Origin of the sequence: Secundilactobacillus similis DSM 23365 = JCM 2765 (assembly GCF_001311075.1) — a bacterium.
GTDB classification, from domain to species: Bacteria; Bacillota; Bacilli; order Lactobacillales; family Lactobacillaceae; genus Secundilactobacillus; species Secundilactobacillus similis.
The window spans coordinates 40,260-61,794 of sequence record NZ_BBAD01000010.1 but is presented as its reverse complement, the minus strand read 5'-3'; the positions used below and the strand labels follow the sequence as shown (position 1 = coordinate 61,794).

At 46.7% G+C, this 21,535-nt stretch carries 25 protein-coding genes and 1 pseudogene; 4 read left to right on the top strand and 22 right to left on the bottom strand.

The window, feature by feature from the left end; translation table 11 throughout:
• Positions 1–527 precede the first annotated feature (527 nt).
• Positions 528–3,107: a tetratricopeptide repeat protein gene (locus JCM2765_RS03810; protein WP_054733952.1), complete on the bottom strand. Its 2,580-nt coding sequence runs from the start codon at positions 3,105–3,107 to the stop codon at positions 528–530.
• A 180-nt stretch (positions 3,108–3,287) separates the two neighbouring features.
• Here JCM2765_RS03810 and JCM2765_RS03805 point away from each other — a divergent pair, with 180 nt between their 5' ends.
• Both JCM2765_RS03805 and JCM2765_RS18685 read left to right on the top strand, forming a co-directional pair.
• The gene (locus JCM2765_RS03805) at positions 3,288–3,824 is read left to right on the top strand and encodes a hypothetical protein (RefSeq protein WP_054733949.1); all 537 of its coding nucleotides are present in this window, start codon (positions 3,288–3,290) and stop codon (positions 3,822–3,824) included.
• Positions 3,825–4,089: 265 nt separating this feature from the next.
• Positions 4,090–4,224 (top strand): hypothetical protein, encoded by a 135-nt coding sequence (locus tag JCM2765_RS18685; protein ID WP_263849315.1) that lies wholly within the window; start codon positions 4,090–4,092, stop codon positions 4,222–4,224.
• 249 nt (positions 4,225–4,473) lie between these two features.
• Here the strand turns inward: JCM2765_RS18685 and JCM2765_RS03800 are convergent, their stop codons facing one another.
• From JCM2765_RS03800 to JCM2765_RS03770, 7 genes and pseudogenes are all read right to left on the bottom strand, one after another.
• Positions 4,474–5,238 (bottom strand): SDR family NAD(P)-dependent oxidoreductase, encoded by a 765-nt coding sequence (locus tag JCM2765_RS03800; RefSeq protein WP_225351956.1) that lies wholly within the window; start codon positions 5,236–5,238, stop codon positions 4,474–4,476.
• 155 nt (positions 5,239–5,393) lie between these two features.
• On the bottom strand, positions 5,394–5,954 hold the full coding sequence (locus tag JCM2765_RS03795; RefSeq protein ID WP_082404984.1) for a GNAT family N-acetyltransferase: 561 nt from the start codon (positions 5,952–5,954) through the stop codon (positions 5,394–5,396).
• Between the two features lie 85 nt (positions 5,955–6,039).
• Positions 6,040–7,293: a D-alanyl-lipoteichoic acid biosynthesis protein DltD gene (gene dltD, locus JCM2765_RS03790; RefSeq protein WP_054733940.1), complete on the bottom strand. Its 1,254-nt coding sequence runs from the start codon at positions 7,291–7,293 to the stop codon at positions 6,040–6,042.
• Entirely contained in the window at positions 7,293–7,523 is a 231-nt protein-coding gene (gene dltC, locus JCM2765_RS03785) for a D-alanine--poly(phosphoribitol) ligase subunit DltC (RefSeq protein WP_054733937.1), read from the bottom strand. The genes dltD and dltC overlap by 1 nt, the downstream gene beginning before the upstream one ends.
• A gap of 15 nt (positions 7,524–7,538) precedes the next feature.
• Positions 7,539–8,753 (bottom strand): D-alanyl-lipoteichoic acid biosynthesis protein DltB, encoded by a 1,215-nt coding sequence (gene dltB / locus JCM2765_RS03780; RefSeq protein ID WP_054733935.1) that lies wholly within the window; start codon positions 8,751–8,753, stop codon positions 7,539–7,541.
• Positions 8,746–10,241: pseudogene (dltA, locus tag JCM2765_RS03775) on the bottom strand (D-alanine--poly(phosphoribitol) ligase subunit DltA). Before dltA ends, dltB begins: the two are co-directional and overlap by 8 nt.
• Positions 10,242–10,259: 18 nt before the next feature.
• Positions 10,260–10,415, bottom strand: coding sequence for a teichoic acid D-Ala incorporation-associated protein DltX (locus tag JCM2765_RS03770; protein WP_225351959.1), 156 nt, complete (start codon positions 10,413–10,415; stop codon positions 10,260–10,262).
• Between the two features lie 253 nt (positions 10,416–10,668).
• On the opposite strand from JCM2765_RS03770, the gene JCM2765_RS03765 reads away from it, so the two are divergent.
• The gene (locus JCM2765_RS03765; protein WP_054733931.1) at positions 10,669–11,052 is read left to right on the top strand and encodes a hypothetical protein; all 384 of its coding nucleotides are present in this window, start codon (positions 10,669–10,671) and stop codon (positions 11,050–11,052) included.
• Here the strand turns inward: JCM2765_RS03765 and JCM2765_RS03760 are convergent.
• The 4 genes from JCM2765_RS03760 to JCM2765_RS03745 all read right to left on the bottom strand — a co-directional run bounded on the left by JCM2765_RS03760 (position 11,046) and on the right by JCM2765_RS03745 (position 13,257).
• The gene (locus tag JCM2765_RS03760) at positions 11,046–11,696 is read right to left on the bottom strand and encodes an NAD(P)H-binding protein (protein ID WP_054733928.1); all 651 of its coding nucleotides are present in this window, start codon (positions 11,694–11,696) and stop codon (positions 11,046–11,048) included. The two genes, JCM2765_RS03765 and JCM2765_RS03760, sit on opposite strands and share 7 nt — an antisense overlap.
• Positions 11,697–11,711: 15 nt before the next feature.
• Positions 11,712–12,185 carry a flavodoxin family protein gene (locus tag JCM2765_RS03755; protein ID WP_054733926.1) on the bottom strand — a complete coding sequence of 158 codons (474 nt, stop codon included), beginning with the start codon at positions 12,183–12,185 and terminating at the stop codon, positions 11,712–11,714.
• A gap of 15 nt (positions 12,186–12,200) precedes the next feature.
• Entirely contained in the window at positions 12,201–12,548 is a 348-nt protein-coding gene (locus tag JCM2765_RS03750; protein ID WP_054733923.1) for a nuclear transport factor 2 family protein, read from the bottom strand.
• 157 nt (positions 12,549–12,705) lie between these two features.
• Positions 12,706–13,257 carry a GNAT family N-acetyltransferase gene (locus JCM2765_RS03745; RefSeq protein ID WP_054733920.1) on the bottom strand — a complete coding sequence of 184 codons (552 nt, stop codon included), beginning with the start codon at positions 13,255–13,257 and terminating at the stop codon, positions 12,706–12,708.
• A 293-nt stretch (positions 13,258–13,550) separates the two neighbouring features.
• Between JCM2765_RS03745 and JCM2765_RS03740 the strand changes: the two genes are divergently transcribed.
• Positions 13,551–14,795, top strand: coding sequence for a chloride channel protein (locus tag JCM2765_RS03740; protein WP_054733917.1), 1,245 nt, complete (start codon positions 13,551–13,553; stop codon positions 14,793–14,795).
• 63 nt (positions 14,796–14,858) lie between these two features.
• Here JCM2765_RS03740 and JCM2765_RS03735 read toward each other — a convergent pair whose 3' ends face one another.
• The 10 genes from JCM2765_RS03735 to JCM2765_RS03695 all read right to left on the bottom strand — a co-directional run bounded on the left by JCM2765_RS03735 (position 14,859) and on the right by JCM2765_RS03695 (position 21,505).
• A complete protein-coding gene (locus tag JCM2765_RS03735) occupies positions 14,859–15,650 on the bottom strand; it encodes a PhzF family phenazine biosynthesis protein (RefSeq protein ID WP_054733914.1) in 792 nt (263 codons plus the stop codon).
• A gap of 238 nt (positions 15,651–15,888) precedes the next feature.
• The gene (locus tag JCM2765_RS03730) at positions 15,889–16,368 is read right to left on the bottom strand and encodes a MerR family transcriptional regulator (protein WP_054733912.1); all 480 of its coding nucleotides are present in this window, start codon (positions 16,366–16,368) and stop codon (positions 15,889–15,891) included.
• A gap of 16 nt (positions 16,369–16,384) precedes the next feature.
• Positions 16,385–16,708 (bottom strand): hypothetical protein, encoded by a 324-nt coding sequence (locus tag JCM2765_RS17865; protein ID WP_225351955.1) that lies wholly within the window; start codon positions 16,706–16,708, stop codon positions 16,385–16,387.
• Complete coding sequence (locus JCM2765_RS03725) at positions 16,690–17,520, bottom strand: MFS transporter (protein WP_225351954.1); 831 nt, start codon at positions 17,518–17,520, stop codon at positions 16,690–16,692. Before JCM2765_RS03725 ends, JCM2765_RS17865 begins: the two co-directional genes overlap by 19 nt.
• An 89-nt stretch (positions 17,521–17,609) precedes the next feature.
• On the bottom strand, positions 17,610–18,143 hold the full coding sequence (locus JCM2765_RS03720; protein WP_156301663.1) for a hypothetical protein: 534 nt from the start codon (positions 18,141–18,143) through the stop codon (positions 17,610–17,612).
• 104 nt (positions 18,144–18,247) lie between these two features.
• Positions 18,248–18,520: a hypothetical protein gene (locus JCM2765_RS03715; RefSeq protein ID WP_054733905.1), complete on the bottom strand. Its 273-nt coding sequence runs from the start codon at positions 18,518–18,520 to the stop codon at positions 18,248–18,250.
• 21 nt (positions 18,521–18,541) lie between these two features.
• Complete coding sequence (locus tag JCM2765_RS03710) at positions 18,542–19,147, bottom strand: CatB-related O-acetyltransferase (RefSeq protein WP_054733903.1); 606 nt, start codon at positions 19,145–19,147, stop codon at positions 18,542–18,544.
• A gap of 16 nt (positions 19,148–19,163) precedes the next feature.
• Complete coding sequence (locus tag JCM2765_RS03705; RefSeq protein WP_054733900.1) at positions 19,164–19,679, bottom strand: hypothetical protein; 516 nt, start codon at positions 19,677–19,679, stop codon at positions 19,164–19,166.
• Positions 19,680–19,763: 84 nt separating this feature from the next.
• Positions 19,764–20,837, bottom strand: coding sequence for a HAMP domain-containing sensor histidine kinase (locus JCM2765_RS03700; RefSeq protein WP_054733896.1), 1,074 nt, complete (start codon positions 20,835–20,837; stop codon positions 19,764–19,766).
• Positions 20,834–21,505 carry a response regulator transcription factor gene (locus tag JCM2765_RS03695; protein ID WP_054733893.1) on the bottom strand — a complete coding sequence of 224 codons (672 nt, stop codon included), beginning with the start codon at positions 21,503–21,505 and terminating at the stop codon, positions 20,834–20,836. The genes JCM2765_RS03700 and JCM2765_RS03695 overlap by 4 nt, the downstream gene beginning before the upstream one ends.
• Positions 21,506–21,535 lie beyond the last annotated feature (30 nt).

Here is a 21,535-nt window from a genome sequence, read left to right as displayed (position 1 = left end):
ATTTTTACTGGATTATTTCTTTCCAATACGATAATGATAACAGTTCTAATAGACACATTCTGTCTCCATAAAAAAATACCAGTTTTTAACTCACTCATTAATACACCATCTTCTGAACGAATTCAACCATTACTAAAATCTGTTAGCTAAACTATGCGATATTATTACAAAAAAGACGTTGGTTATTATCCACCAACGTCATGAAAACTATTACCCTCATCTGAAATAATCTTCTAGAAGACAAGTGTTATCCTCAATATTCTCTTTAAATTACAAGTTTACGATTCTAAGTAATATTCATTCATGTGTCACTAAAGCTGACGTGTTTAAGAATTATTAGCCAACCTACAAAAGGATCGTATATTCATTTTCACAAAATTTATACGATTTCATTAGACTGTATTAAGCCTATTTCGAAGCGTAAAGCAAACTTTCAAAACCCGAGATAAGACTTTTCGTCTATTTCAATAGAAATTAAGCTCAGATAACTCCGTTAAACAATGCTAACATCTGTTGTCTCTGACTTTCTAATAAGTTTCTGTCATTAATCTCTCTCGAATTGTCTTCTGAAACTTTCGACTAAATTTAATTAACGCCTCATCTTGTCCTGACTCGCGATAAATTGTCATCACTAATTCAATACTTTTACTAATATATCGGTAGTTACGACTCCCGGCTGGTGCTGATAAACGTATCATTAATGATTTGTATGCATTTTCATATGCTTTTTCGTAATTAGCACACTTCTCATAAAACTGTCCCAGCGCATAGCAAGACCACGCAATTTGTGGATGGTATTCTCCATATAAATCACTTCTTAATTTAAACGCTCGTTTTAAGTAATTTTCTGCTTGCTCTTCTTTATCCGGCACATGCATATAATCTAATCCCAACATATTTAGGGAAGCCGCCACATCTTCCTCTTTCTCACGAGGTTCATCTGTTCGTAATTGTAAAGCTTTCTGATGATTTCGTATAGCTAATTCAAAGTTACCCAGTTTCTGATACACTGTTCCAATGTTATGATACGAAAACGCTAAGTCCTTCTTCCCATTACCTATTTTTTCACGAATTATCCGTCCCTTTTCGTAGTCCACAAGTGCTTTATCCAGTTCTCCTTGATTCAAATATGCTACACCGCGTTCATTATAAATCTCGGCAGTGACTAAATTATTTGGCTCATTTTTCATTAATTCAATGGCTTCTTGGAACTTGTCCAAGGCATGTTGATATCTTCCTTGTTTTCGATATAGAATACCCAGTTGACATTTAAAACTAGCTAATTGTGGTTCTGGAATATTTTTAAAACTTTTAATAATTTGTTGATAATGAGCAATGGCCTCTTGATACTTACCAAGTTCCTTTTCCGAATGCGCCAATTTGCTCAAAATTCTAAATTGCATTTCCCCCATTTCTGATTCACCAGTTCTTTGTAAAATCAGTTTATATAAAGAATCCATCTCATAATACGTAGAATTATCATCCATATCCTCTGCTATTTGTACAAACCGTTTGATTTCCTGAACACTAGTCGCATCCCTAACTAACAGTGAAGCGGCATTTGAAATCATTTGGCTGAAAATATGAGCTTGTGAGATAGCAACATTGGGTTCTTCCAATTGATGCTCTATCTCCGTCAAAAAGTCATCAACATTTTCTAAATTTATAAATCGTTCGTGTTGCTGTGCATCAATAACTACATCTCTAATAATAGGGTGTGGTCGTAATAGATCCGTTTTACCGCTATATTCAATCCAATTTAATCCAATCAATTCACCGATACGCTCTTTGAGAGTAATATCTTGTTGATTCCACTTTAAAAACTTACGCAAAGGTACTCCCTGCTCAGGAAGACATACCAACAAAGCCAATGCGCGTTTCAGTCCTATATTTAAAGCTGCCATATTGAAAATATTTTTAATAATTGAAAAAATTGTACCTTGTTGCGTATTAGTTGCAGCTGTCGCCACTTTCACTTTAGCATTTTGATCATTAAATTCTTGAATTCCTTCACCAATTGTTGTAATAACTGCATCCGGGGTCGTATCATTCGCAGCCATATATTTTGCAATTAAAATAATTGTTAAGGTATGCCCATTAATTGTTTTCAAAATTTGTTTAATTTTTTGTTGATCTTCCGGAGCATCATAGTAAGGTACTTGGCATTCTTCACTAAATAATTGTAACTGTTTTTTTTCAGAAAGCGGTAAAATAGGAAATTCTAAAGTTTTTATATCTTCATCATGTGCTCGCGTTAAAAAGACAAAGCGACATCGACCACTAGTTATTTCATCAAAAGTTTCTCGATCTTCACCCGAATATGGTGACGTAACCATATTATCAATTACTATTAATGTGTCGTTTGTTTGATTTTTGATGAATCTAAAAATTTGTTCTTCTCTTTTTTCATCTGTGATTTTAGGAGAAATTCCAGATAAATCGATGCCTTGAACAATCGTTTGTTTAAGACTATTTTGATACGTAATAAATTGAACGCTTTTAAATCGATTTGTGTCTTGAATCTGAGATACATAATTTAAAATCAACGCTGTTTTACCAATTCCACCCAGACCTGTTAACACAACAACTCGATTGTTTGCTAATCGCTCATCCAACTCTTTTAGCTCATTTGAACGTCCAATTAGAGCCGACCTATTGACTGGCACTTTAAAAGAATCGGTAAAATGAACCTTTTTATCACTATTTACTCGCGACGCCCTCTCATTCGCCCTTTCTGGTTCTCTTGCCAATTGGCAAAGATATTTAATTGTTTTTACAAATATTTCCTTAGTTACTTCTTTAGACGAAGTAGCACGCATCGGTAGTTCAATATGATATTTCAATTCAATTTGTTTTTGAAAAATTAAATATCGTTCTCGATAATTGATTTTTGAAGAATTACTAAACCTATCAAACAGTTTTACCGCATAATTTTTATCAATTCTATCCGTATTAAATCCCTTGCTTCCAGATTTAATTTTTGAGATTCGGCTCTGATTATACGTACCATTCCCCTCATCAAAGGCATCTGCAACATTTGCCTGTGTTAACTTTAAACCATCCTTTAATAGTAAATTCATGAAATCAGCTTGATAGAATCTAGTCATACTTTCACCCTCATTTAAAAATAATTTATTTTTTTATTATTCTATTTAATTATTTTGGCGGACTATTCCCCTACATTTCAACAAATATTCACAAATATTCACAATTACTTACGTACAACTTCACACACTTATTTAGGTTTATTATGAGTTCATAAAGTTGATACGAAAGGAATGAACGATATGTTACTTCAACAATCTATTTCATTACCAGATCTGGTAGTCACAGGAGAAAAAATTGCTCCCGATATAATTAGAACTATTCGAGTTTTCAGAGACGATACTCTTAAATTTAATTCTGCACTAATAATAAACACGGCTTCCTATAACATTGAAATTAATCAACGTAGTCTTCGTCATATTAACGCTAATCACAATATTTCTTCAGATTGTTTATTGACTGTACTTACTTCGCCAGACTACATCGTTAGTTGTAAGGATCATAATGGATATACAGCAACTGCATTTGTCAAATTTTACAACCATCACTACTTCGTTGCCATCACACGTAAAGGTTTTTTGGTCACAGCCTATCTTTTACCTACTTATAAGTTTTCTAGTTGGTTAAGCCATACAGAAATTATAGCACTACAAAGTGCATCAGGAAAACGCTATCAAACACGAGTCGCCGGGCTTGCTAGTTTTAAAATAAGCATTACTATGCGTATTGCTATGCGTATTCTTAATCTATTTACCAAAATTTTCATTCATAAATCCTAATATACAATAACTATTGGAATCGAGGCTGCTCATGTCGCCACCATTAATCCATCCGTTTACGTATTATTATTAAAAATTGAAAGAAGCTTTTACATGATTACCATCATGCTATCGCTGTTATTTCTTCTGACGTTTTTACCGTTGCCTCAGCCGCCGCGCTTGCTGCCATCACCGCTCCAATTGACATTGCTGCCGTCCGCGCCTTCTCTAATAACTAATCTTAATTTGTCTTGTTACTACTACTCACTTGAAAGAAGGTTTTTCTATGTTCACCATTGGTACCATTATCACTACCGCCGTTGTCTCTTCTGACGTTTTTACCGTTGCCTCAGCCGCCGCGCTTGCTGCCATCACCGCTCCAATTGACATTGCTGCCGTCCGCGCCTTCTCAGATAACTAATCTTAATTTGTCTCGTTACTATTACTCACTTGAAAGAAGGGGTTTCTATGTTCATCTTTCGTTTCCGAATTTTTAATCCCATTGCTAACGCCATCATCAACATTATTATCCGCCACGATCACTTTTAATATCATTTGACAAAAATTATCATAATTGCACCACAAAAACGCTCTCAATCTCGAGGGCGTTTTCAATTTCAATCATTTCTGATTTCAACATCGTAACTATCAGTAGCTCAACCAAGCCACATTACCGCAACTTAATATCCCCACCATCAACCATTAACGTCTGCCCAGTCATATAACCACTAGCGCTACTTGCCAAGAACAAGGCCACCGCGCCAATGTCAGTTTCAGGATCACCTAACCGATGCAATGGGATACTGTTAACCAGTTGGGTGTACTGCTCCGGTGCAGCTTCACGCCACTGCTTCACCCCTTCAGTTTCAGCAATTGGCGAGATGATGTTCACGCGAATGCCATCTGCGGCCCATTCATTTGCGACAACGCGTGACAGGCCGCGAATCGCTTCCTTAGCTGCAGCGTAGGCCGCCTGAGTTGGCTGACCGTTGATGCCTGCGCCAGAAGCGAAGTTGATCACACAACCCGTCGTTGCTTTCAAGTAAGGGTACGCCGCTTGCATCAAATGCCAAGTGGGGTAGAAACCGGTGTTGAACGACAGCGCCAAATCGTCATCCGTCAAGCTAGTGAACGGTTTTTGCTTCGATGCATGCGCGTTATTAATCAAAACATCGAGTTGGCCAAATGTCTCGACCGCCGTCTTCACGATTGCTTGGTCCGTTGCTACTGACGCAATGTCGGCCTTCAAGGTTTTGATTGTTCCTAACGGTGCCAATTTTTCGGCAGCAGTTGCCAACGCCTCGTCATTAATGTCGACAATCAAAACCTTAGCGCCCGCCTTAACGAACGCGGTGGCCATGCCGAAGCCAATCCCGCCTGCACCGCCTGTGATAATGACGCTTTTATCCTGAACATCCCATTGAACTGTCATCATGTAAGCCTCCAGTTGAATATCAATTTTGTGCATAGAGCACCATACCATAACTACATGATAATGCAAGCGTTTTCATAAAATTTCGTTATGTTTAGCAAAAAAGAGTCGCACACCGTTATCGTGTACGACCCCTCTTGCTTAACGTTCATTAACCCTTATTCAGCATTCTCCTCTCCCAATAACTTACTGTACAAATAACACGTCAGCGGAATCACCTTCCCCGATGCCGACAATTCAATCTGCTTTTCACCAACCCGTTCGAACCCACGATGATCATAAAATTGATAACTACAGCTAGAATCTGAATAAAGATAAATCAGTTTCCACTGCTCATCTCGCCGGAGTTGGGCAACTAACTTGGTCCCAATGCCCTGCCCGTTCACTTTCGGATCAACGGCCAAAAAGAGGATCTCGCCATCCGGTTCGTTGGTTTGCCGGTATTTCTGAAGCATCTCGTTGTTCGCTTGATCGTACGGTGCCGTCATCGCACCATACAGGCCATACACGCACCAGTCCGTTATTCGATTGGCCAAAACTCGGCGTTTAGACGGCAACACTGGCGCTTCACCCACCATTTTCGCTAACAAGGCTCCCACAAACTGCCCGTCTAAATAGGCACCGTAAGCTCGAGTCGCCTGAGTGATTTCAGTGTTCCAAAAATACCGACTGTACATAGCCAATTCCAACCGATTACGCGTATACCGCCCTAGGTGCATCCCAGTAATTGCAAATTGCCGCTAATGCGAAATCCTGCTGGCGCAGTGGCCTGAGTTCAACGTTCATTACTATTCTCCTAGCTATCTAGTTAATAAGTTTCTGTTGCCATTTTTTCGAATAATAGTAGTTCTTAAGTCGATAATGCGGTGCCGCCTGTTGCTTCGTCAAGAACGGTTTTACGGCTTGATCAACCGCTAACCAGCCTCGCCAACCAAGATGAATCGTATCCTGCATGAAGTAGTTCACGTTCCCTTTTTCGGATAGATCCAGCACATTCGTGAATCCCTGTGCCGTTAACTGCTGCTTGATTTTATGATTCGTTGACCGCAACATCTTCAACGATAAGCCGGTGTATTTCGCCCACTTATCATTCACCGGTGGCAAGACAAACAGTACGTTGGTGTTGCTTTGCTTAAACTGGTTCAGCAACAACTCAAAGTCACCGTACTCCGGTGAGCGCCGGTAGTCGAAGTGGCGCTGTTGGTTCTTCAGCCGTTTGACCCGACCATGACTCAACTTCTGCTGATAAAGGTGATTGTCGATTTGGAACCGGTTGGACGTTGTGTGCTTGCGACCAGCGTCACCCGCCAACTGGTTTAACTTAGCAACTGAATATTGGGCCGGCAACTGCCGCTCGCTCTTTTTCAATCGTGCCCGCTTATCCTTGATACCCAGCTTGGCAAATAACCGATCCTCACTCTGAAGCAACCGTAACCGAACGTGTAAGTAACCGCGTTGAACGGCCGTCAGACGCCGACCATGCGCAATTCGCCAAACGGCTTGGTGCATCACGCTCGACTTGTGCACCGTGTGCATCTGCAGCAAGCGTTTCGCTGCGTACCGATCCGTTGCCGTATTGCGGGCCTTCAACAGCCATTGCGCCGTTGCCAATGGTGAGTAGTACATCGCAAAGGCCGCCTTAACTTGCCCCACCTTCGTAAACCACTGTGGCGACAAAATTACCACGGCTTTACGATTCTTCAGTTGTGCTGTCATATCCTGCATTGCGAAGTAGTGGGTCAGCGATTGCGTCCCCGCTCGTCCAAGCAAGAATGGCCGGTAGTCCCGGTGGTATTTAGCCGCTAAAACACTTGGGTGCATCATGTCTAGCCGGGCCAACTCTGAGGAACCGAAGAACGGGACGTAGCCATTGTTCAAAGCTTGGGTCTTCATGGCCTGACCCTTTAACACGTTGTTGGACATCGAAAGCGATGCCTTTTCTAATTCACCCTGCTTGTACGTTGGCGTACGGTGCGGCACGACCAGCAACAGCACCGTCACCACAGCCGCAATCAACACCGGGCCAATCGCGTACCAGAGTGCGTGCCGTTTTTTCATTACAACGTGCCCACCTTTGCGATAATTTTAGCCGGCGTTTCCCATTCAGTTCGGTCAAACTCTGAAATCGGAATCGACACGTGGCACTGTTCTTCTAGCTCCATTACCAATTGAACGGTTGCCATCGAGTCCAATAACCCCGCGTCAAACAGGTTGACGTTGAGTTGATCGTGTAAGTCCGTACCAGTTAAGTCCGTTAAAATGTTAAGAATCGTTTGTGATTGTTCCATGGGTAATGTCCTCCATTAGTGAAACCATAGTGTATTTAAAAATCCTGAGAAAATTAAGAAGCTAAAGCAAACTGTGTTAAATGTAATGAAAATACCGACGCCCTCAGTCACCGCGCTATGGGTGATCAGTTGCGGGTGCGCCTTTTTGTACCGCAACCAGTAGTCGTTCAGGATGATTGCCGTCGCGTGAAACAGGCCGTAAACGATGTAGTACCAGGTCACACCATGCCAAAAGCCCATGATTAAGAAGTTGGCAAGGTACGCGACTTGTGAGACCCGAATCCGGTTCTTAATGAGTCGTTTCTTCATTAAGAAGAACGTTAGTCGCATGAAGATGAAGTCCCGGAACCAGAATGACAGCGACATGTGCCACCGATTCCAGAATTCCTTGATGTTGTGGGCTGCGAATGGCGCTCGGAAGTTGTCCGGTGTCTTAATCCCCAGCAGATAACTAACCCCGATGGCAATCGCACTGTACCCCGCAAAGTCGAAGAACAGATACATACTGTAGACGTACATGTAAGCAATCAGGTGCCACGACAGCCCGGTGCCGTAAAATGCATGTCGGCTCACCAACGCCGCATGGGCGATTCGTGGCAGCCACAACGTGCCAAACAAGTAGCCCAAGATAAACTTATAAACTAACCCTTTGAACAGCAGTTGAATTCCGTGATCGACCAATGATAAATAGGTCGCCCGATCCAGCACCCGCTGTTCATCCGCTTGAAACCGCCGAAACCGGTCGATTGGCCCCGATGACACGGTTGGGAAAAACAGTAAGAAGCGTAGAAACGCCACTATCCCAACCTCAGTCAACGTACCGTCTCGCAGTTCCATCAACACCTGCACCGTCTTAAACGTCAAGTAGCTGATACCCAGAAAGCCCAGCAACGATAACCGGTGCGATGCCAGAACTGGCGCAACTTTAACTGCCACCAGCGGTAAGATGCTCAGTACCACAACGACCACAAAAACGCCGGTCCGATTGCCTTTGCGCCGATAACGCTGGTAGCCCATGATCAACAACAATTGAAAAATCACGTACCCCAACAACGCCACACCCTGGTGCCACTTAACGCCGCCAAAGGTCAGTACTAAAAACGCCACTGTCCACAGCGCTTCGTAAGTCCGAAGTCGTTTGCCAAAATACAGCCCAATCATCGCCGGTAGCAACGTCCCCAGCAACAGGATAAAATACGCCGGATCCGCGTACGGCTGCAGATTAATCATGTTGGTTAACCTCGGTGATCAACGCCTTCACGTCTACCTTGCCGTTGGCGCTTAGTGGTAAGCGTTGGTAGAACTTGAACCGTTGTGGCACCATGTAGGGCATGATCAACTTTTCCAATGCCTGTTTGAGTTTGCCGCTATCAGCTAATTGGTCATCAGTGGGTTGCTTTAATACCACGGCGCCAATCAGCTGTTGAACTTTGCCTTGCTGGTCGTATTTGGGTACCGCCACGCCCTGAGTCACAAACGAGAGCTGGTTGAGGTAGTGGTTGATTTCCTCCAGCTCAATACGGTAGCCGTTGAGTTTGATTTGAAAGTCCGTCCGGCCACTGTAAAACAGCAAGTCGTGGTCAAAGTAACCTAAATCGCCACTCCGGTAAGCCTGTGTTTCATGTTGCCTGAAGAAGGCCGCCGCGGTTTTATCAGGGTTGTTCAAATATCCCTTGGACACGTTGGCGCCACTGATGATCAACTCTCCCTGCCGTGCGTGGTTCGACTTCACCATGATCCGCGACCCCGGTTTAACATAGCCAATCGGCAACCGGGAATAGTGATCCAAAACCGACTGAGTGATTTCAACGCTGGTCACCGCCACCGTGGCTTCCGTTGGGCCATACGTGTTGAAAATTTGAGCGTTCGGGAACCGCTGTTTCAACCGTTGCGCTGTGTCGTGGGTCAGCTCCTCACCGCAGAACAGGAACCGTTCCAATTGCGAGTAGATCGCTGGTTTGAACTGTGGATCCATCAGGCAGATGTCCATGAGCGAAGGCGTAGAGATCCAGGTATTTAACCCCATCTTCGGCAACACCTTGAACATCACCATGAAGTTGGCCGTCGCCTTTTTTGGTAATACGACCAACGTCCCGCCGCTGACTAGCGTTGGGTAGATTGCCATCACGGAGAGGTCAAATGAGAATGATGGTTGTAGCAAGACCCGCTTGTTTTCGAAGTTAAATGAGTACTTCATCCAGTTGACGAAACTGAGCAGGTTGCTGTGGCTAATTTGGACGCCTTTGGTTTGCCAGTCGTGCCGGATGTAAAAATGATGTAGAAGTTGTCGGCCATCAAGGGCGTGTTCGTTGGTTGATAAGCTGGTAGTTCATGGTAACTATCACGTAACTGCGATAAAGCGAGCACTGGCACCGTTGACTCAATCGGCAACGGTTCAACACTGATGACACACCCCGGTTGCGCCGTTTCAATAATCGACCGCAACCGTTCATCAGACGAGTTCACGTCCACGGGAATGTAGGCGTGACCCGCCTTCGTGACGCCTAAGAACGCCACCAGCATGTCAAACGTCTGTCCACCGTAAACGACGATGGGTGAACTCGCCGCAAGATTCAGTCGCGAAATTGCAGTGGCTACCCGACTCGACCAAGCCGCTAATTCACCATACGTATTCGTTTCACCAAGATAGTCAAACGCCACTCGATCTGGGTGAGCCTGCGCTTCTTGGTCAATTTTCGTTAAAATATTTTCAATCATCTCGACACCTTCGTTTAATTAAAATTCGTTATAGATAAAGTGACCACCGGCCACGCCGCTGTAATCGTAGAGATAGATCAGCGCGAGAATAATGACGATGTATGCGACCGTCTTCTCAACGAATTTGACCCCCGCCGCGTGTTTGGCAAGCCAAGCATCCGTGACCCGATCCACATAACTGGTTTCTTCCTGTGGTTGTGCTTTACTTTGTGTTAGTTGCATCATAAAAGCCCTCCTTGATTACTGAGCTTAGTGTACTCAATAACCCTGGAGGGCTCTGCTTATTTAAAAAGAATTTTAAATGAAAGATTCTCAGAATATCCTAAAAACCGCTTACTAGTACAATTCCGGACGAGACTCATCACTACCATTTCCGCCTTTGAATCTGCTAAACTACCGCTACATAACTGATTAGGAGTGTTTCGATATGACCAGTGAACAAAAACCCCGTTACGTTAGTTTAGACATGCAAAAGCAGCTCGCATCACCGCAACCAAAAGTCGATCCCATCACCATCCAACGGTTTAACGCCCTCGTTCATCATGGCGAACTCACTCGCGAAGAAGCTGATATTAAAATCGCAAAAATTGAAGCGCAAGAACTAGCAAAACGAAAACGCAAGGGGACGCCTAAACGACACCGACCGAAAAAAACGGCCCAAGAACAACACGAAGCCAATCTGATGAAACAGTGGTATGCCAAAATTGGCGAAACCGATTTGGGAACGCCAAACGAATGGCGACCATTAAAAAAGCACCGTTCATCTAAACGACGCCGTTCTACAGCTCATAAACCCAAATCAACTCAATAAACCGGCCGCGTCTCTCCCTGCGTTGCGGGATCCGCCATCCCTAAACTATCATTAGCACCAAAGTCAGGATCGGCCACAATGCGCAACACCACATCCGCCACACTCTGCCGTGAACCAGATACGCCTTCGTAGGCGTCATTTCGGTGAGTAATCGAATAATTAACTTCATCACGGTCATTCAACCAAGGCAACCGCAACGTGGTATACGTCAATCCAGACACCGCCAACAACCGATCCGAGTTAATGGCCGCCGCCAAGCCAGCGCTCACCATTTGCCGGTTCCAAGCACCAAACTCACCAGGCACTTCGTTGTACAGCCCTAATATATTGGTGAAGATCACCCGGTCAACGTGATGCGCCTTCATCCCCGCAATCACGTTGTTCGTCATGGCATTATCGGCATCATGGTCGACAACCGCTACGAACACCATGTCCTGTCCGGCAATAGCGGTCGAAACTGACTGGGCATCTTCCAAATCCGTTTCGATTACCCGCACCCGGTCGTTATCCTCTAACGATGCTAAGCGTTGGCTATTGCGTAGCCCCAACGTTAATGCAACGTCTTTAAAGGTTGCTTCCTTCAAAATTCGATCAATCACGATCCGTGCGATTTGACCGTTAGCTGCTAAAATTAATAAGTTCATTTTCAGTTCTCCAATCTAATTCAATTGTTGTAACCAGTTTTGAATCTCGGCATCCGCACCAGCACCCGTGCCGGCGATGCTTAATCCGGGTAATACGGTGAGTGAACCAGCCGCTTGTTTAAACGTCGCCTCATACTCACCCGCAACGCCCGCATGCGTATAAAATGGTGCCAACCGTGGCTGACTTTCCGAATCATTTACCTGTTGTAAGAACGCCAATACCGGTGTCGACGGCGCACCCGACCAAACCGGACCACCAACTAAAATCTCATCGTACTGCGTGAAATCGGGCAGCGTCTCAGTTAATGCTGGTAGGTGTCCCGCCTTAAGCTGTTCCTTCGCAATATCTGAAGTGGCGTACATATCCGTTGAAAACGTACCGTCCGGAACCGTGATTTCAACTACATCCGCCTGCGTGAGTTGTTGCAGGTGTTTGGCCAACGCTGTGGTATTTCCCGACCAAGAATAATAGGCAATTAATTGTTTCACTAGTAATCATCCTTTCTAATAGGTGCCGGCTTTGATGTGTTCGATCAGCCACCCCTGCTTCGTTTCTACAAAATACGCGTGTAGTTGTAGCCGCCACGTGCCGCGACTGCCCCAAATCGTGGCATCGACTTGGTCTTGACCAAGTACTTCATGTTCATTCAATTGTTTGACGTGGTGTTCTTGTGCTTGGTGATAGTGCATGTCGCCATTATCAATTGCTGCTAACCACTCTGCTTTAGATTGCCGCATTCCCGTCATGTGGATGAGGTAGAAATCCGGTACGAGTAGTTTGCCCAAGGCGGCAGTGTCGCCTGCGACCATCAACGTGACATGTTGCCGATACAAGTCAATTAAGTTATTCATTCTCATTCGCCCGCCTTCGTTTCAGTTAATAAGGTTACTTTAGACCCTTGAAGTAACTTCAAGGCAAGCGTTATTTCGAAAAAAAATGAGTTTAAGTGTAAAAAGAACCGAATTGAACGCCACTTACAGCTGTTCAATCCGGTTCTCTTTGTTTCGTTTAATCTAATTTCAATTCCAAATGCCGGTACCGGTGACCCAAAATCACCATTTCACCAGCCGCTTGATACCCTTGACGGCGATACAATTTCTCGGACCGCGGATTCGTTAAATCAACGTTCAACGCCAAAGTTTCAGCGTCCCGTTCTTTCGCCAGCTTCTTAGTCGCTGCTAATAACTTGGCGCCAACGCCTTGACCACGGGTTGCTTCTGCGGTCGCGAGGAGTTCCAGATACCATTCACCTGGTAGCGTCTCGCTTCCCGGATGAAGTCGTAACGACACATCCGTAAACGCTTCATCCCAGTGCGCTCCAACGGCAGTTTCTTGGTCAGCGTGGTAACTAAACGCCACGCCAACCACAATGCCGTTAGTCTCCGCCACCAACGTTTCGGCAATTTCGCCAAGAAACGCTGGCGCGGTAAAGGACTGGGCGACCCGGTGTTCAAGGTCAGCTGGCGGTAGTTCCGTAATTCCCATCTGGTCAAAAATCACCATCAAAATTTTAGCAATCTGTTTTGCATCGGCCGGCTTGGCTGGTCGAATTGTGAGCATGGTTATCGTTCCTTTCGAGAGCGTGTTAAAGCGTTCATCTGGGTTTCAGGAATACTTTCAAGCTGTTATCATTCCCAACCCCATCCGTTTCACTCATTGTACCGAAACTCAACTTCTTTGACCAGCAGCGTCCTCAAACAACAACCTTAACTTAACCACTTCTTAGGCTTGTTTTCTGAAAAACATTAAGTTGACACCCACCCGTCTGTCAGTTAAAATGGAACTCGTTTTGAAATTTATAAAATTGGAATAAAATATCATTTAAAAATGCAATAATCAAACAAGGAGGACCCATGCAACCCATCATCAAACACAGCGTCATCACCACGTACGGCGTGCTCTGCAGCCTCATTGTTGGCTTTTTGCTGGGCCGTTTCTACCTATTACAAGGCCAGCTCATCGAATGGATCGGCATCGGCACCGCATTTCGCCCGGTGTTCAACGCCGTTTGGCTGTTGGCAGTGGGCACGCTGATTTACCTCGTTCACCACACGACTGGACAATTACCCAAACCCCTGCCGAAGATCAAAGCTGAATTTAAACAAACTGGCACGGCCAGTTACCGCTACGTGCTCCTACAGATGGTTATCCCCGCCATCATCCTCACCAGCGGTACGAGTCTCGGCCCAGAAGCAACTCTCGTCAGCTCCACGGCCCTGTATGGTATCTGGTTGATGGAAAAATGCCGCTACCTCAATGCCAACTGGTCGCAACTTTGGCACCGTGGCGGCTGGACAGTGCTCGGCGCTTTCTTATTGCCGCACCGATACCGCCAAACCGCAACGCCACATACTAAGGAACGCATCTGGACACCGCAAACCATTGGCTTCTTCGTGGTTGGTGTCATCAGCTTCTACCTCACCTGCAAACTGGGCGGCGAACCTTCCGTCATCGTCTACCTCGGGCAATTCAACTGGCACCCCATGGAGCTGGCGTGGCTGTTACCACTGATGTTGCTGGGCTACCTGATCGGTCAACTCGAACTGCGCTTGACCCAAGGCCTGACAGCCCTCATCAACAAATGGTTCACGCACAAAGTCGCCTGCCTCGCCCTCGGCGGTATCGCCATCTACCTCGCCTCACTCTGGCTCCCCGCCATCAACTTCTCCGGCATGGCCAACTTCCACTTACTGGCAACCAGCTGGCAGCAACAGTCCATCGGCTTCCTAGTCGGCAGTGCGCTATTAAAACTGATACTCCTAGTAATTTGCTTAAATACCGGCTGGATTGGCGGCGACATCTTCCCGGTGCTCTTCTGTGCTACTGCGCAAGGCATCGCCATTAGTCAACTGCTACCACACCTGAATATGGTGTTTGTAGTCGGCGTGATCGCCATCAGCATGGGTGGCACGATTCTCGAATCACCACTCGTTGCGGGTGGCGTCATGGGGATTATGTTTTTACCGCCGAATATGCTGATCGTTAGTACGTTAGTCACCGCAATTTTGGTGGTTGCTGAACGAGTGGCATTTCCACGAATGGCCTTGTTGGGCGATCAATTACGGCAGCAGTTGTTGCCATCGAATTATGAAAATTAACGACACACAAAAAGCCCTACCTGTTACTCATCCATGAGTTCCAGATAGGGTTCTTTCGTTACCTTAAAACGCCAGCTTTACATCCGCCTCCGAATACAAAACCGCTTCACCACTCAACTGCGTCTGCGCCCCGGCATAGTGACAGTACAAAACCCCAGTCCGTGCCGAAGCCTGCAACGCCACAAGGTCGTCTTGCTTCAAACGCTTCGCCCAGTAAGGCACGATGTGACAGTGGCCGCTCCCACAAACCGGATCTTCCGGTACCGCTAACTTGGGACCAAACGACCGTGACACACAGTCAAACGGACTCGCCGCATCACCGGGTGCTGTCACGTGTTGTAATAGCCCATCCAACTGCGCCAGCTTATCCATATCCGGCGTTAAGCTGGTCACCGTTTCAGCGTCCGGCAACACGCACAACAAGTCGCGCCCCATATAAGCCGCTAGCGGTTCAACGCCAAATGCCGCGGTCATTTCGGCCGTTACGGGAACCGGCTTTAGTTCATAACTTGGGAACGTTAACTGATAGCGGTCGCCCTGTTTAGTCACCGTCAAGTCACCGCTTTGGGTATCAAACGTTACGGTGTCGCTCTCTGGTTGCCGGAACCGGAATACCAAGTACCCGGTTGCCAACGTAGCATGGCCGCAAAGGTCAATTTCGCCACCCGGAGTAAACCACCGCAAATCATACCGATCAACACCCGTTTGAACTGCGAAGGCCGTTTCCGATAACCGATTTTCTAACGCAATCTGTTGCATGAGCTGGTCTTCTGGAAACTGCTCTAAAAACATCACCGCCGCCGGATTTCCCTTAAACAACTGATCCGTGAACGCATCAACCACGTAGCTTTTCACTATGAAGCCCTCTTCCGTATTTGAATTAAGTTTAGGATAACTTAATTTAGGTGGGATAAACAGCCTTAATTCGGGATTAGCGGGCTCATTTTCCAAAAATCAACTCGCAAAGCTATGGTACACTCTAGCCAACGTCATCATTGACCGAATCGTAGTTTAATTGCTAAACAATAAAAGACACATCCGATTCTGGAACAACCAGATTCAGATGCGTCTTTTGCTAGTTTGGCAACGTTACTTATTCATCCTCAACAAAATCCCGAAACGCCCCCGCATCCGGATGACCAGCCAGATATTCCCGCTTCGTCGCCGGATCAAAGTCCCGCGTCCCCGGCAAAAAGTGAATGTCTTCAGTCCCCGCTGCAATCGCCGTCCGGTAGTACCACTGCTTGAATTTCAAAAAAGCCATCTGCTTATTGAGTTCGGCAATTTTCGCTGCCAACATCTGCTCCGTATCCTTTAAATAATCGTAGCGGGCTTCAAGCGTCGTATCACCCGTCATACATAGCGCAATGAACTCGGCAATCGTATCCACCGGCACGCCACTCTTCTTCAAAACGGTGATCACGTCGAGGTAGTTCATATCATTTTCCGTAAAACGCCGGTTACCGTTCTCATCGCGTTCCACGAACGGTAACAACCCATGCTTATCATAAAACCGAATCGTCGAGGCCGGCACCCCCAACCGCTTCGCAACTTGACCAATCGTGTATGACACGTTGAAGCCCCCTTAATTAGTGCAAATACCGAATGACAACCAGCAATGCTAACCCGGCCGCCACCGCTGTGACCCATGGCAGTAGTATCGCACCACCAGCCTGAACAAGCAAGCCGCCCAGTGCCCCAGCCAACGCAATCGACACGTTCCACACGGTGGCATTTAGTGACATCACGATATCGAGCGCGTCGTTAGTGACCCGTTGTCCCAAAGCCGTTTGGAGTAAGGTTGCCGCGCCACCGAATGAGAGGCCCCAAAGTGCGATCCAAACTAATGGTAATCCAACCGTGCCAAGCAAAACCGTACTGATCACAAATAAAATCAGACTACCGATCGCCAATTGCGCAAATGCCGATCGATCCAAATCCCGGTCAATACGATACTAATCAACGCCGCAATCCCGAAAACTAACAGCGCCACGTCAACGTGAGCCACGTGTTTGGCCGCTAAAAACGGCGCAATATAAGTATAGAAAGTGTTGTGCGCTCCCAGCCAAAGCAAGGTCACTAATAACAGTGGTCGAACACCAGCGGTATGCCACACAGCGCGGTACGTCACCTGTTCTCGGCCAGTCGTTCCCGGGAAGTCAGGTAAAGTCCGCCAAACTAATACCAGCAACAACGCCGCAAAAACCGACATGATGCCAAAAACTAACCGCCAGCCAACTTGATTGCCTAACCAAGTGCCCGCTGGTACGCCGAAAGACAAGGCCACCGGCGTGCCAACTAATGCAATTGCCATCGCCCGACCAGCTAAGTTTGCTGGCACCATCCGCCGAGCGTACCCGGCCAACATTCCCCAGACGACGCCAGCCGCAACCCCGACCGCAAACCGAGCCAGTAACGCTAACCAGTAACTGCCAGCAAGTGCGGTGAGTGAGTTAAACAGTAGGAACCCACCAATCGCCGTCATAAATAAGTGTTTACGCGTCCACGACTGCGTCAGGGCAATCACCGGAATGGCGGCGAGAATCGAGCCCATCGCATACAGGGTAACGAGTTGCCCCGCCGAACCAGTGGTGATGTGAAGGCCGGCCGCAATCTGGGGTAATAGTCCCGCTGGTAAGGTTTCGGTCATAATGCGAGAAAGCCGGATAACGCCAGTGCGATAAGGCCAGCTAGTGGTAATTTTGATTTGAGATTGTGTTTGCATGTTAACGCTCCTTTAAGTTGATGGTTATCAGCTTAAAGGTTAAACACGGGTTTAAGGCAAGCGTTAATCTTCAAAATTTTTTTAATTGGTTACCGTTGCCTCATCAGCATCCCGCCAACCACCATCAACACAACCCCAACGCCCATCCCAAACAACCCGGTCGAACTTGTCGCGGCAGCCGAACGTTGCATCTCTAACAGCGCATACTGGGTCAACACAATGGCGACCGACCCATTCGCCACGTTGAAGGCTTTTAATAGTCTGACCCACGCGTTATCCAAGTGACGTGCTCGAATGAGACCAACCACTGCACTAATAAACTTAACAAACCCAATCGTGGCAATCACCAGCGTCACATTTTTACTGTAATGAACGTCAACACCACTCCGATAGAGCCAGCCACAGATACCGGTAAATACCGCACCAAGTAACACATAACTCCCGCCACCAATGCGCTGTCCTAGCAATAAATGCCGCTGGAGCTGAATCGCTGAGATTCGTTCTAGCCGCTCCCAACTATACCGTTGCAGCAAAAATGCCTTGGCCAACACCAGCACTAGGTAGTAACCACCGAACAACAGTAACCAAGCGGAACCTAGCGCAATGCCCAACACCAGTTTCACCAAAGCCACCAATAAACCGAATGGCAAACTAACTGCACTCAGCAGCGCCATTCGGTCGATAGAATTTTCATAATGTCGTGTTAGTCGCGTTTCTCGAAGCCACTTCATAGCTTGAGCCAACTTTTACCAGCAGCCAAAACGACCAGCGTCAAAACGATGCCGCCAACCGCGGCGGGCACCACACTACAACCTAGAAACTGAGGCCCATAGGTCACAAACTGGGTTGCTGAAATTGCGCCTAATACACCCATCGCCAAACTCAGTAGTTCGGTGATCCACCGCCGGGTCGGCGTTGCCGGCCGCTTAATGGCATTGGCTAACCAACCTGTTACTAGCCCCACTGCTAAACCAATTATCACGTCAATGTAAATAACCATCCGTTACCGCTCCTCTTTCCTCTAACCCGCAAGTTGATGTTCGCGCGCAAATCGCCGCAGTCCCGCCAGCGCCTGCGCCTGATCCACGTCACTGATATATGGGATCACCAGTGGCAATAACTCATCTGATAACTGCCACCACTGGAATCGTTCCAAAAACGCCACCGTGGTGGCATCAAACCGAGTTCGAATCACGTGCGCCGGGTTACCGCCAACAATGGTATACGGCGCCACATCCTTCGTGACGAGACTGTATGCGCCAATCACCGCACCGTCACCCACGTGAACGCCGGGCATCATAACGGCACCACGGCCGATCCACACATCATTACCGATCACCGTATCCCCTTTTACTGGCATATCAGCCTTAGTCATCCCTAAGCGCTGCCCCCAGTCCGGATTCACAACGCCAAATGCATAGGTGGAAAAACTGTTCAACGAATGGTTCGCCGCGCCCATCATAAACTGAACGTCTGCGGCAATGCTGCAGAAACTGCCGATTCTTAAATTCCCGTGTCCGGGAATGTTATACCGCACACAGTCGGCCTCAAAATCAGTCCCATCGTAAAACGTATACCGGCCAACAAACAGGTTGTCAGCTTTAAATGTTTGAGTTAAAACGGTCATTCAATCAGCTCCTTAATTAGTGACTAAGTGTAAACGCACTCTGGCAAGTTGCAGCAGTTTGGTCCAACCGTTGCTCAATGCTAGCCCGCATTTTAGCCGCGATTCGACGTTGGTACCAGCGATAAACGAAGTAACTGGCGCCCCACAACAGAAACCCTGGAACGGCAACGACGATCGATAGCACCAAGAACGCTGCGAGGTAGGCAAAAACCGAAACGCCCATAAAGACCGTTCCCAGTAACCCCACCGTAATCGCGATGATGGTGGGAATAGCGGCCTGTTGACGATTAAGCTGCACCACGCCGGCCATCTGTTCGTCAAACTGACGCTGTAGCCGGTTCAACTCAACTTTGTTGTCGATTCGCCGATCACGTTTGAATTGTAAGTGGACTGACTTCTGATTTAATGCCACGTTACGCTTTTCAAGTTGCCAACCGAAGTTCTCGTAACCATCCGTAAAGGCCGCTTCAAAGGCTACCGGTACCGTTTGTTGTAAATATTCGTATGCGATAAAATCTTGATTGTTTGTCATATTAATAAGCTCCCTGTATTCATTTGATGTGTTTAGAATACAGGGAGCTTATTAATTAAATGTTGGCGAAATGTTGCTGAAATGTTAAGTCGTTATTTTTTTAGATGCTAACGGCAACGTCACGGTAAAAGTGCTCCCCTGACCAAGTTCGCTAGTAACCTGGATCTCACCATTGACTAGCCGAAGAATCTGCGCCACCATGGCCATCCCCAGTCCGTTACCCTCCGAAGCATGGGAACTATCGCCCTGATAGAATTTATCAAACAGGTGGCGTTGCGTCTCGGCGGACATACCTTCACCGGTATCTTGAAGACTGACCGTAATGGCTGTGTCAGTCTGCGTTGCCGATAAGCTGATTTGCCCGTTAGCGGGCGTGAATTTAATCGCGTTCCGCAACAGGTTTTGCCAAACTACTCGTAGTAGTGCGGCATCCGAAGTTAGTTCGAGCTTTTCCGGTAGATCGATTGCCATCTCTAAGGACTTGGCTTCCAGCATTGCGTCATGATCTAGAACCACCCGGGTTAACTGATCATTCAGGTCAAGCGTCTCCAGTTGCGGTTTAATCGTCTGGTTTTGGAGTTTGTTGAGTCGCAACACGTTCGTGACCAAGCCCGATAACTGTTGCGTTGATTGAATGATCGTTGCGGTATACTGCAACCGATCCGCTTCACTTAAATTCGGTAACTGTAACGCCTGCGCATACCCTTCAATGTTGGCCAACGGGCGTTTAAATTCGTGGGACACGTTAGCAATGAAGTCATCACTTAAGGTTTCAATCGAACCCAGTTCCGCCACCATCGTGTTAAAGTTGGCGAACATCGCATCTAAGTAATCATAGTTTGCCGGACTGTGTAGCGGTTGTAAGTAAACCGAAAAATCACCGCTTGCCACCCGCTCAGCAGCGTCACTGAGTTCCCGTAACGGCCGGTCCATACTCCGATACCGTTGCCAAGCTGTAAAGCCGACAAACACTAGCGCGATGATCACCCAGTACAGCGCGTACCAGAGCGAATAAACACTGAACACCACGCGCCAGTTATGCTGTCCGTACAGTAATCCCGGCACCGCCGCCACTAAACTCATAATTAAAAAACTCAAGAACACTTCCAACCAGGAAAAGTGACTCACGTGCACCGTTAGCCGTTTTTTCGCCTTCATTTCAGCACCGCCTTATAGCCCAAGCCATGAACAGTTTTCAGTTCAAACCCGTCAGCCGCCGCAAACTTATCCCGTAGTTTGGACAAATACACGTCAACTGCTCGCAGATTCGTATCCCCATCTAGGTCCCAGAACTCGTTGATCAGCTCCGCTCGCGAAAACGCGTGGTTGGGGTACGATAATAGTTTATACAAGATATTAAACTCCCGCACCGTCACGCTCACTTCATCGCCGGCAACCACCGCACTCACCGCTTCCGCATCTAACGTCAGGTTGCCAATCGTTAACACGTTATCCTTGTTGATCTGTGACCGCCGGAGCAGTGCATTTACGCGTAGAATCAGTTCTTCAAAGTTAATGGGCTTAACCATGTAGTCATCGATGCCGGAATTGAAACCCTTCTCCTTTGAGGCAATATCATCACGCGCCGTAATGAATAGAATCGGAATCGCCGGGTCAGTTTGGCGAATCGTTTGTGCGAATTCGTAACCATCAATGTTTGGCATCATGATGTCAGATAGGACGAGGTCAAACCGGTGATCGTACATCGAATCATACGCCTCGTTTGGTTCCATCGCCGTTGCGACTTCGTGTCCGTGTTGTTTTAAGATAACTTGCAGAATCTGGTTGAACTGAACGTCATCTTCAACCACTAAAATTTTAGCCATTGTGTCCGCCCCTCTTCAATTAACTTGCTT

What these genes read in the sequence shown, in the direction of transcription:
- JCM2765_RS03810 (WP_054733952.1), bottom strand. Translation starts at nt 3,107, where the DNA reads ATGACTAGATTCTATCAAGCTGATTTCATGAATTTACTATTAAAGGAT.
- JCM2765_RS03805 (WP_054733949.1), top strand. Translation starts at nt 3,288, where the DNA reads ATGTTACTTCAACAATCTATTTCATTACCAGATCTGGTAGTCACAGGA.
- JCM2765_RS18685 (WP_263849315.1), top strand. Translation starts at nt 4,090, where the DNA reads ATGTTCACCATTGGTACCATTATCACTACCGCCGTTGTCTCTTCTGAC.
- JCM2765_RS03800 (WP_225351956.1), bottom strand. Translation starts at nt 5,238, where the DNA reads ATGATGACAGTTCAATGGGATGTTCAGGATAAAAGCGTCATTATCACA.
- JCM2765_RS03795 (WP_082404984.1), bottom strand. Translation starts at nt 5,954, where the DNA reads ATGCACCTAGGGCGGTATACGCGTAATCGGTTGGAATTGGCTATGTAC.
- dltD (WP_054733940.1), bottom strand. Translation starts at nt 7,293, where the DNA reads ATGAAAAAACGGCACGCACTCTGGTACGCGATTGGCCCGGTGTTGATT.
- dltC (WP_054733937.1), bottom strand. Translation starts at nt 7,523, where the DNA reads ATGGAACAATCACAAACGATTCTTAACATTTTAACGGACTTAACTGGT.
- dltB (WP_054733935.1), bottom strand. Translation starts at nt 8,753, where the DNA reads ATGATTAATCTGCAGCCGTACGCGGATCCGGCGTATTTTATCCTGTTG.
- JCM2765_RS03765 (WP_054733931.1), top strand. Translation starts at nt 10,669, where the DNA reads ATGACCAGTGAACAAAAACCCCGTTACGTTAGTTTAGACATGCAAAAG.
- JCM2765_RS03760 (WP_054733928.1), bottom strand. Translation starts at nt 11,696, where the DNA reads ATGAACTTATTAATTTTAGCAGCTAACGGTCAAATCGCACGGATCGTG.
- JCM2765_RS03750 (WP_054733923.1), bottom strand. Translation starts at nt 12,548, where the DNA reads ATGAATAACTTAATTGACTTGTATCGGCAACATGTCACGTTGATGGTC.
- JCM2765_RS03745 (WP_054733920.1), bottom strand. Translation starts at nt 13,257, where the DNA reads ATGCTCACAATTCGACCAGCCAAGCCGGCCGATGCAAAACAGATTGCT.
- JCM2765_RS03740 (WP_054733917.1), top strand. Translation starts at nt 13,551, where the DNA reads ATGCAACCCATCATCAAACACAGCGTCATCACCACGTACGGCGTGCTC.
- JCM2765_RS03725 (WP_225351954.1), bottom strand. Translation starts at nt 17,520, where the DNA reads ATGCAAACACAATCTCAAATCAAAATTACCACTAGCTGGCCTTATCGC.
- JCM2765_RS03715 (WP_054733905.1), bottom strand. Translation starts at nt 18,520, where the DNA reads ATGGTTATTTACATTGACGTGATAATTGGTTTAGCAGTGGGGCTAGTA.
- JCM2765_RS03710 (WP_054733903.1), bottom strand. Translation starts at nt 19,147, where the DNA reads ATGACCGTTTTAACTCAAACATTTAAAGCTGACAACCTGTTTGTTGGC.
- JCM2765_RS03705 (WP_054733900.1), bottom strand. Translation starts at nt 19,679, where the DNA reads ATGACAAACAATCAAGATTTTATCGCATACGAATATTTACAACAAACG.
- JCM2765_RS03700 (WP_054733896.1), bottom strand. Translation starts at nt 20,837, where the DNA reads ATGAAGGCGAAAAAACGGCTAACGGTGCACGTGAGTCACTTTTCCTGG.
- JCM2765_RS03695 (WP_054733893.1), bottom strand. Translation starts at nt 21,505, where the DNA reads ATGGCTAAAATTTTAGTGGTTGAAGATGACGTTCAGTTCAACCAGATT.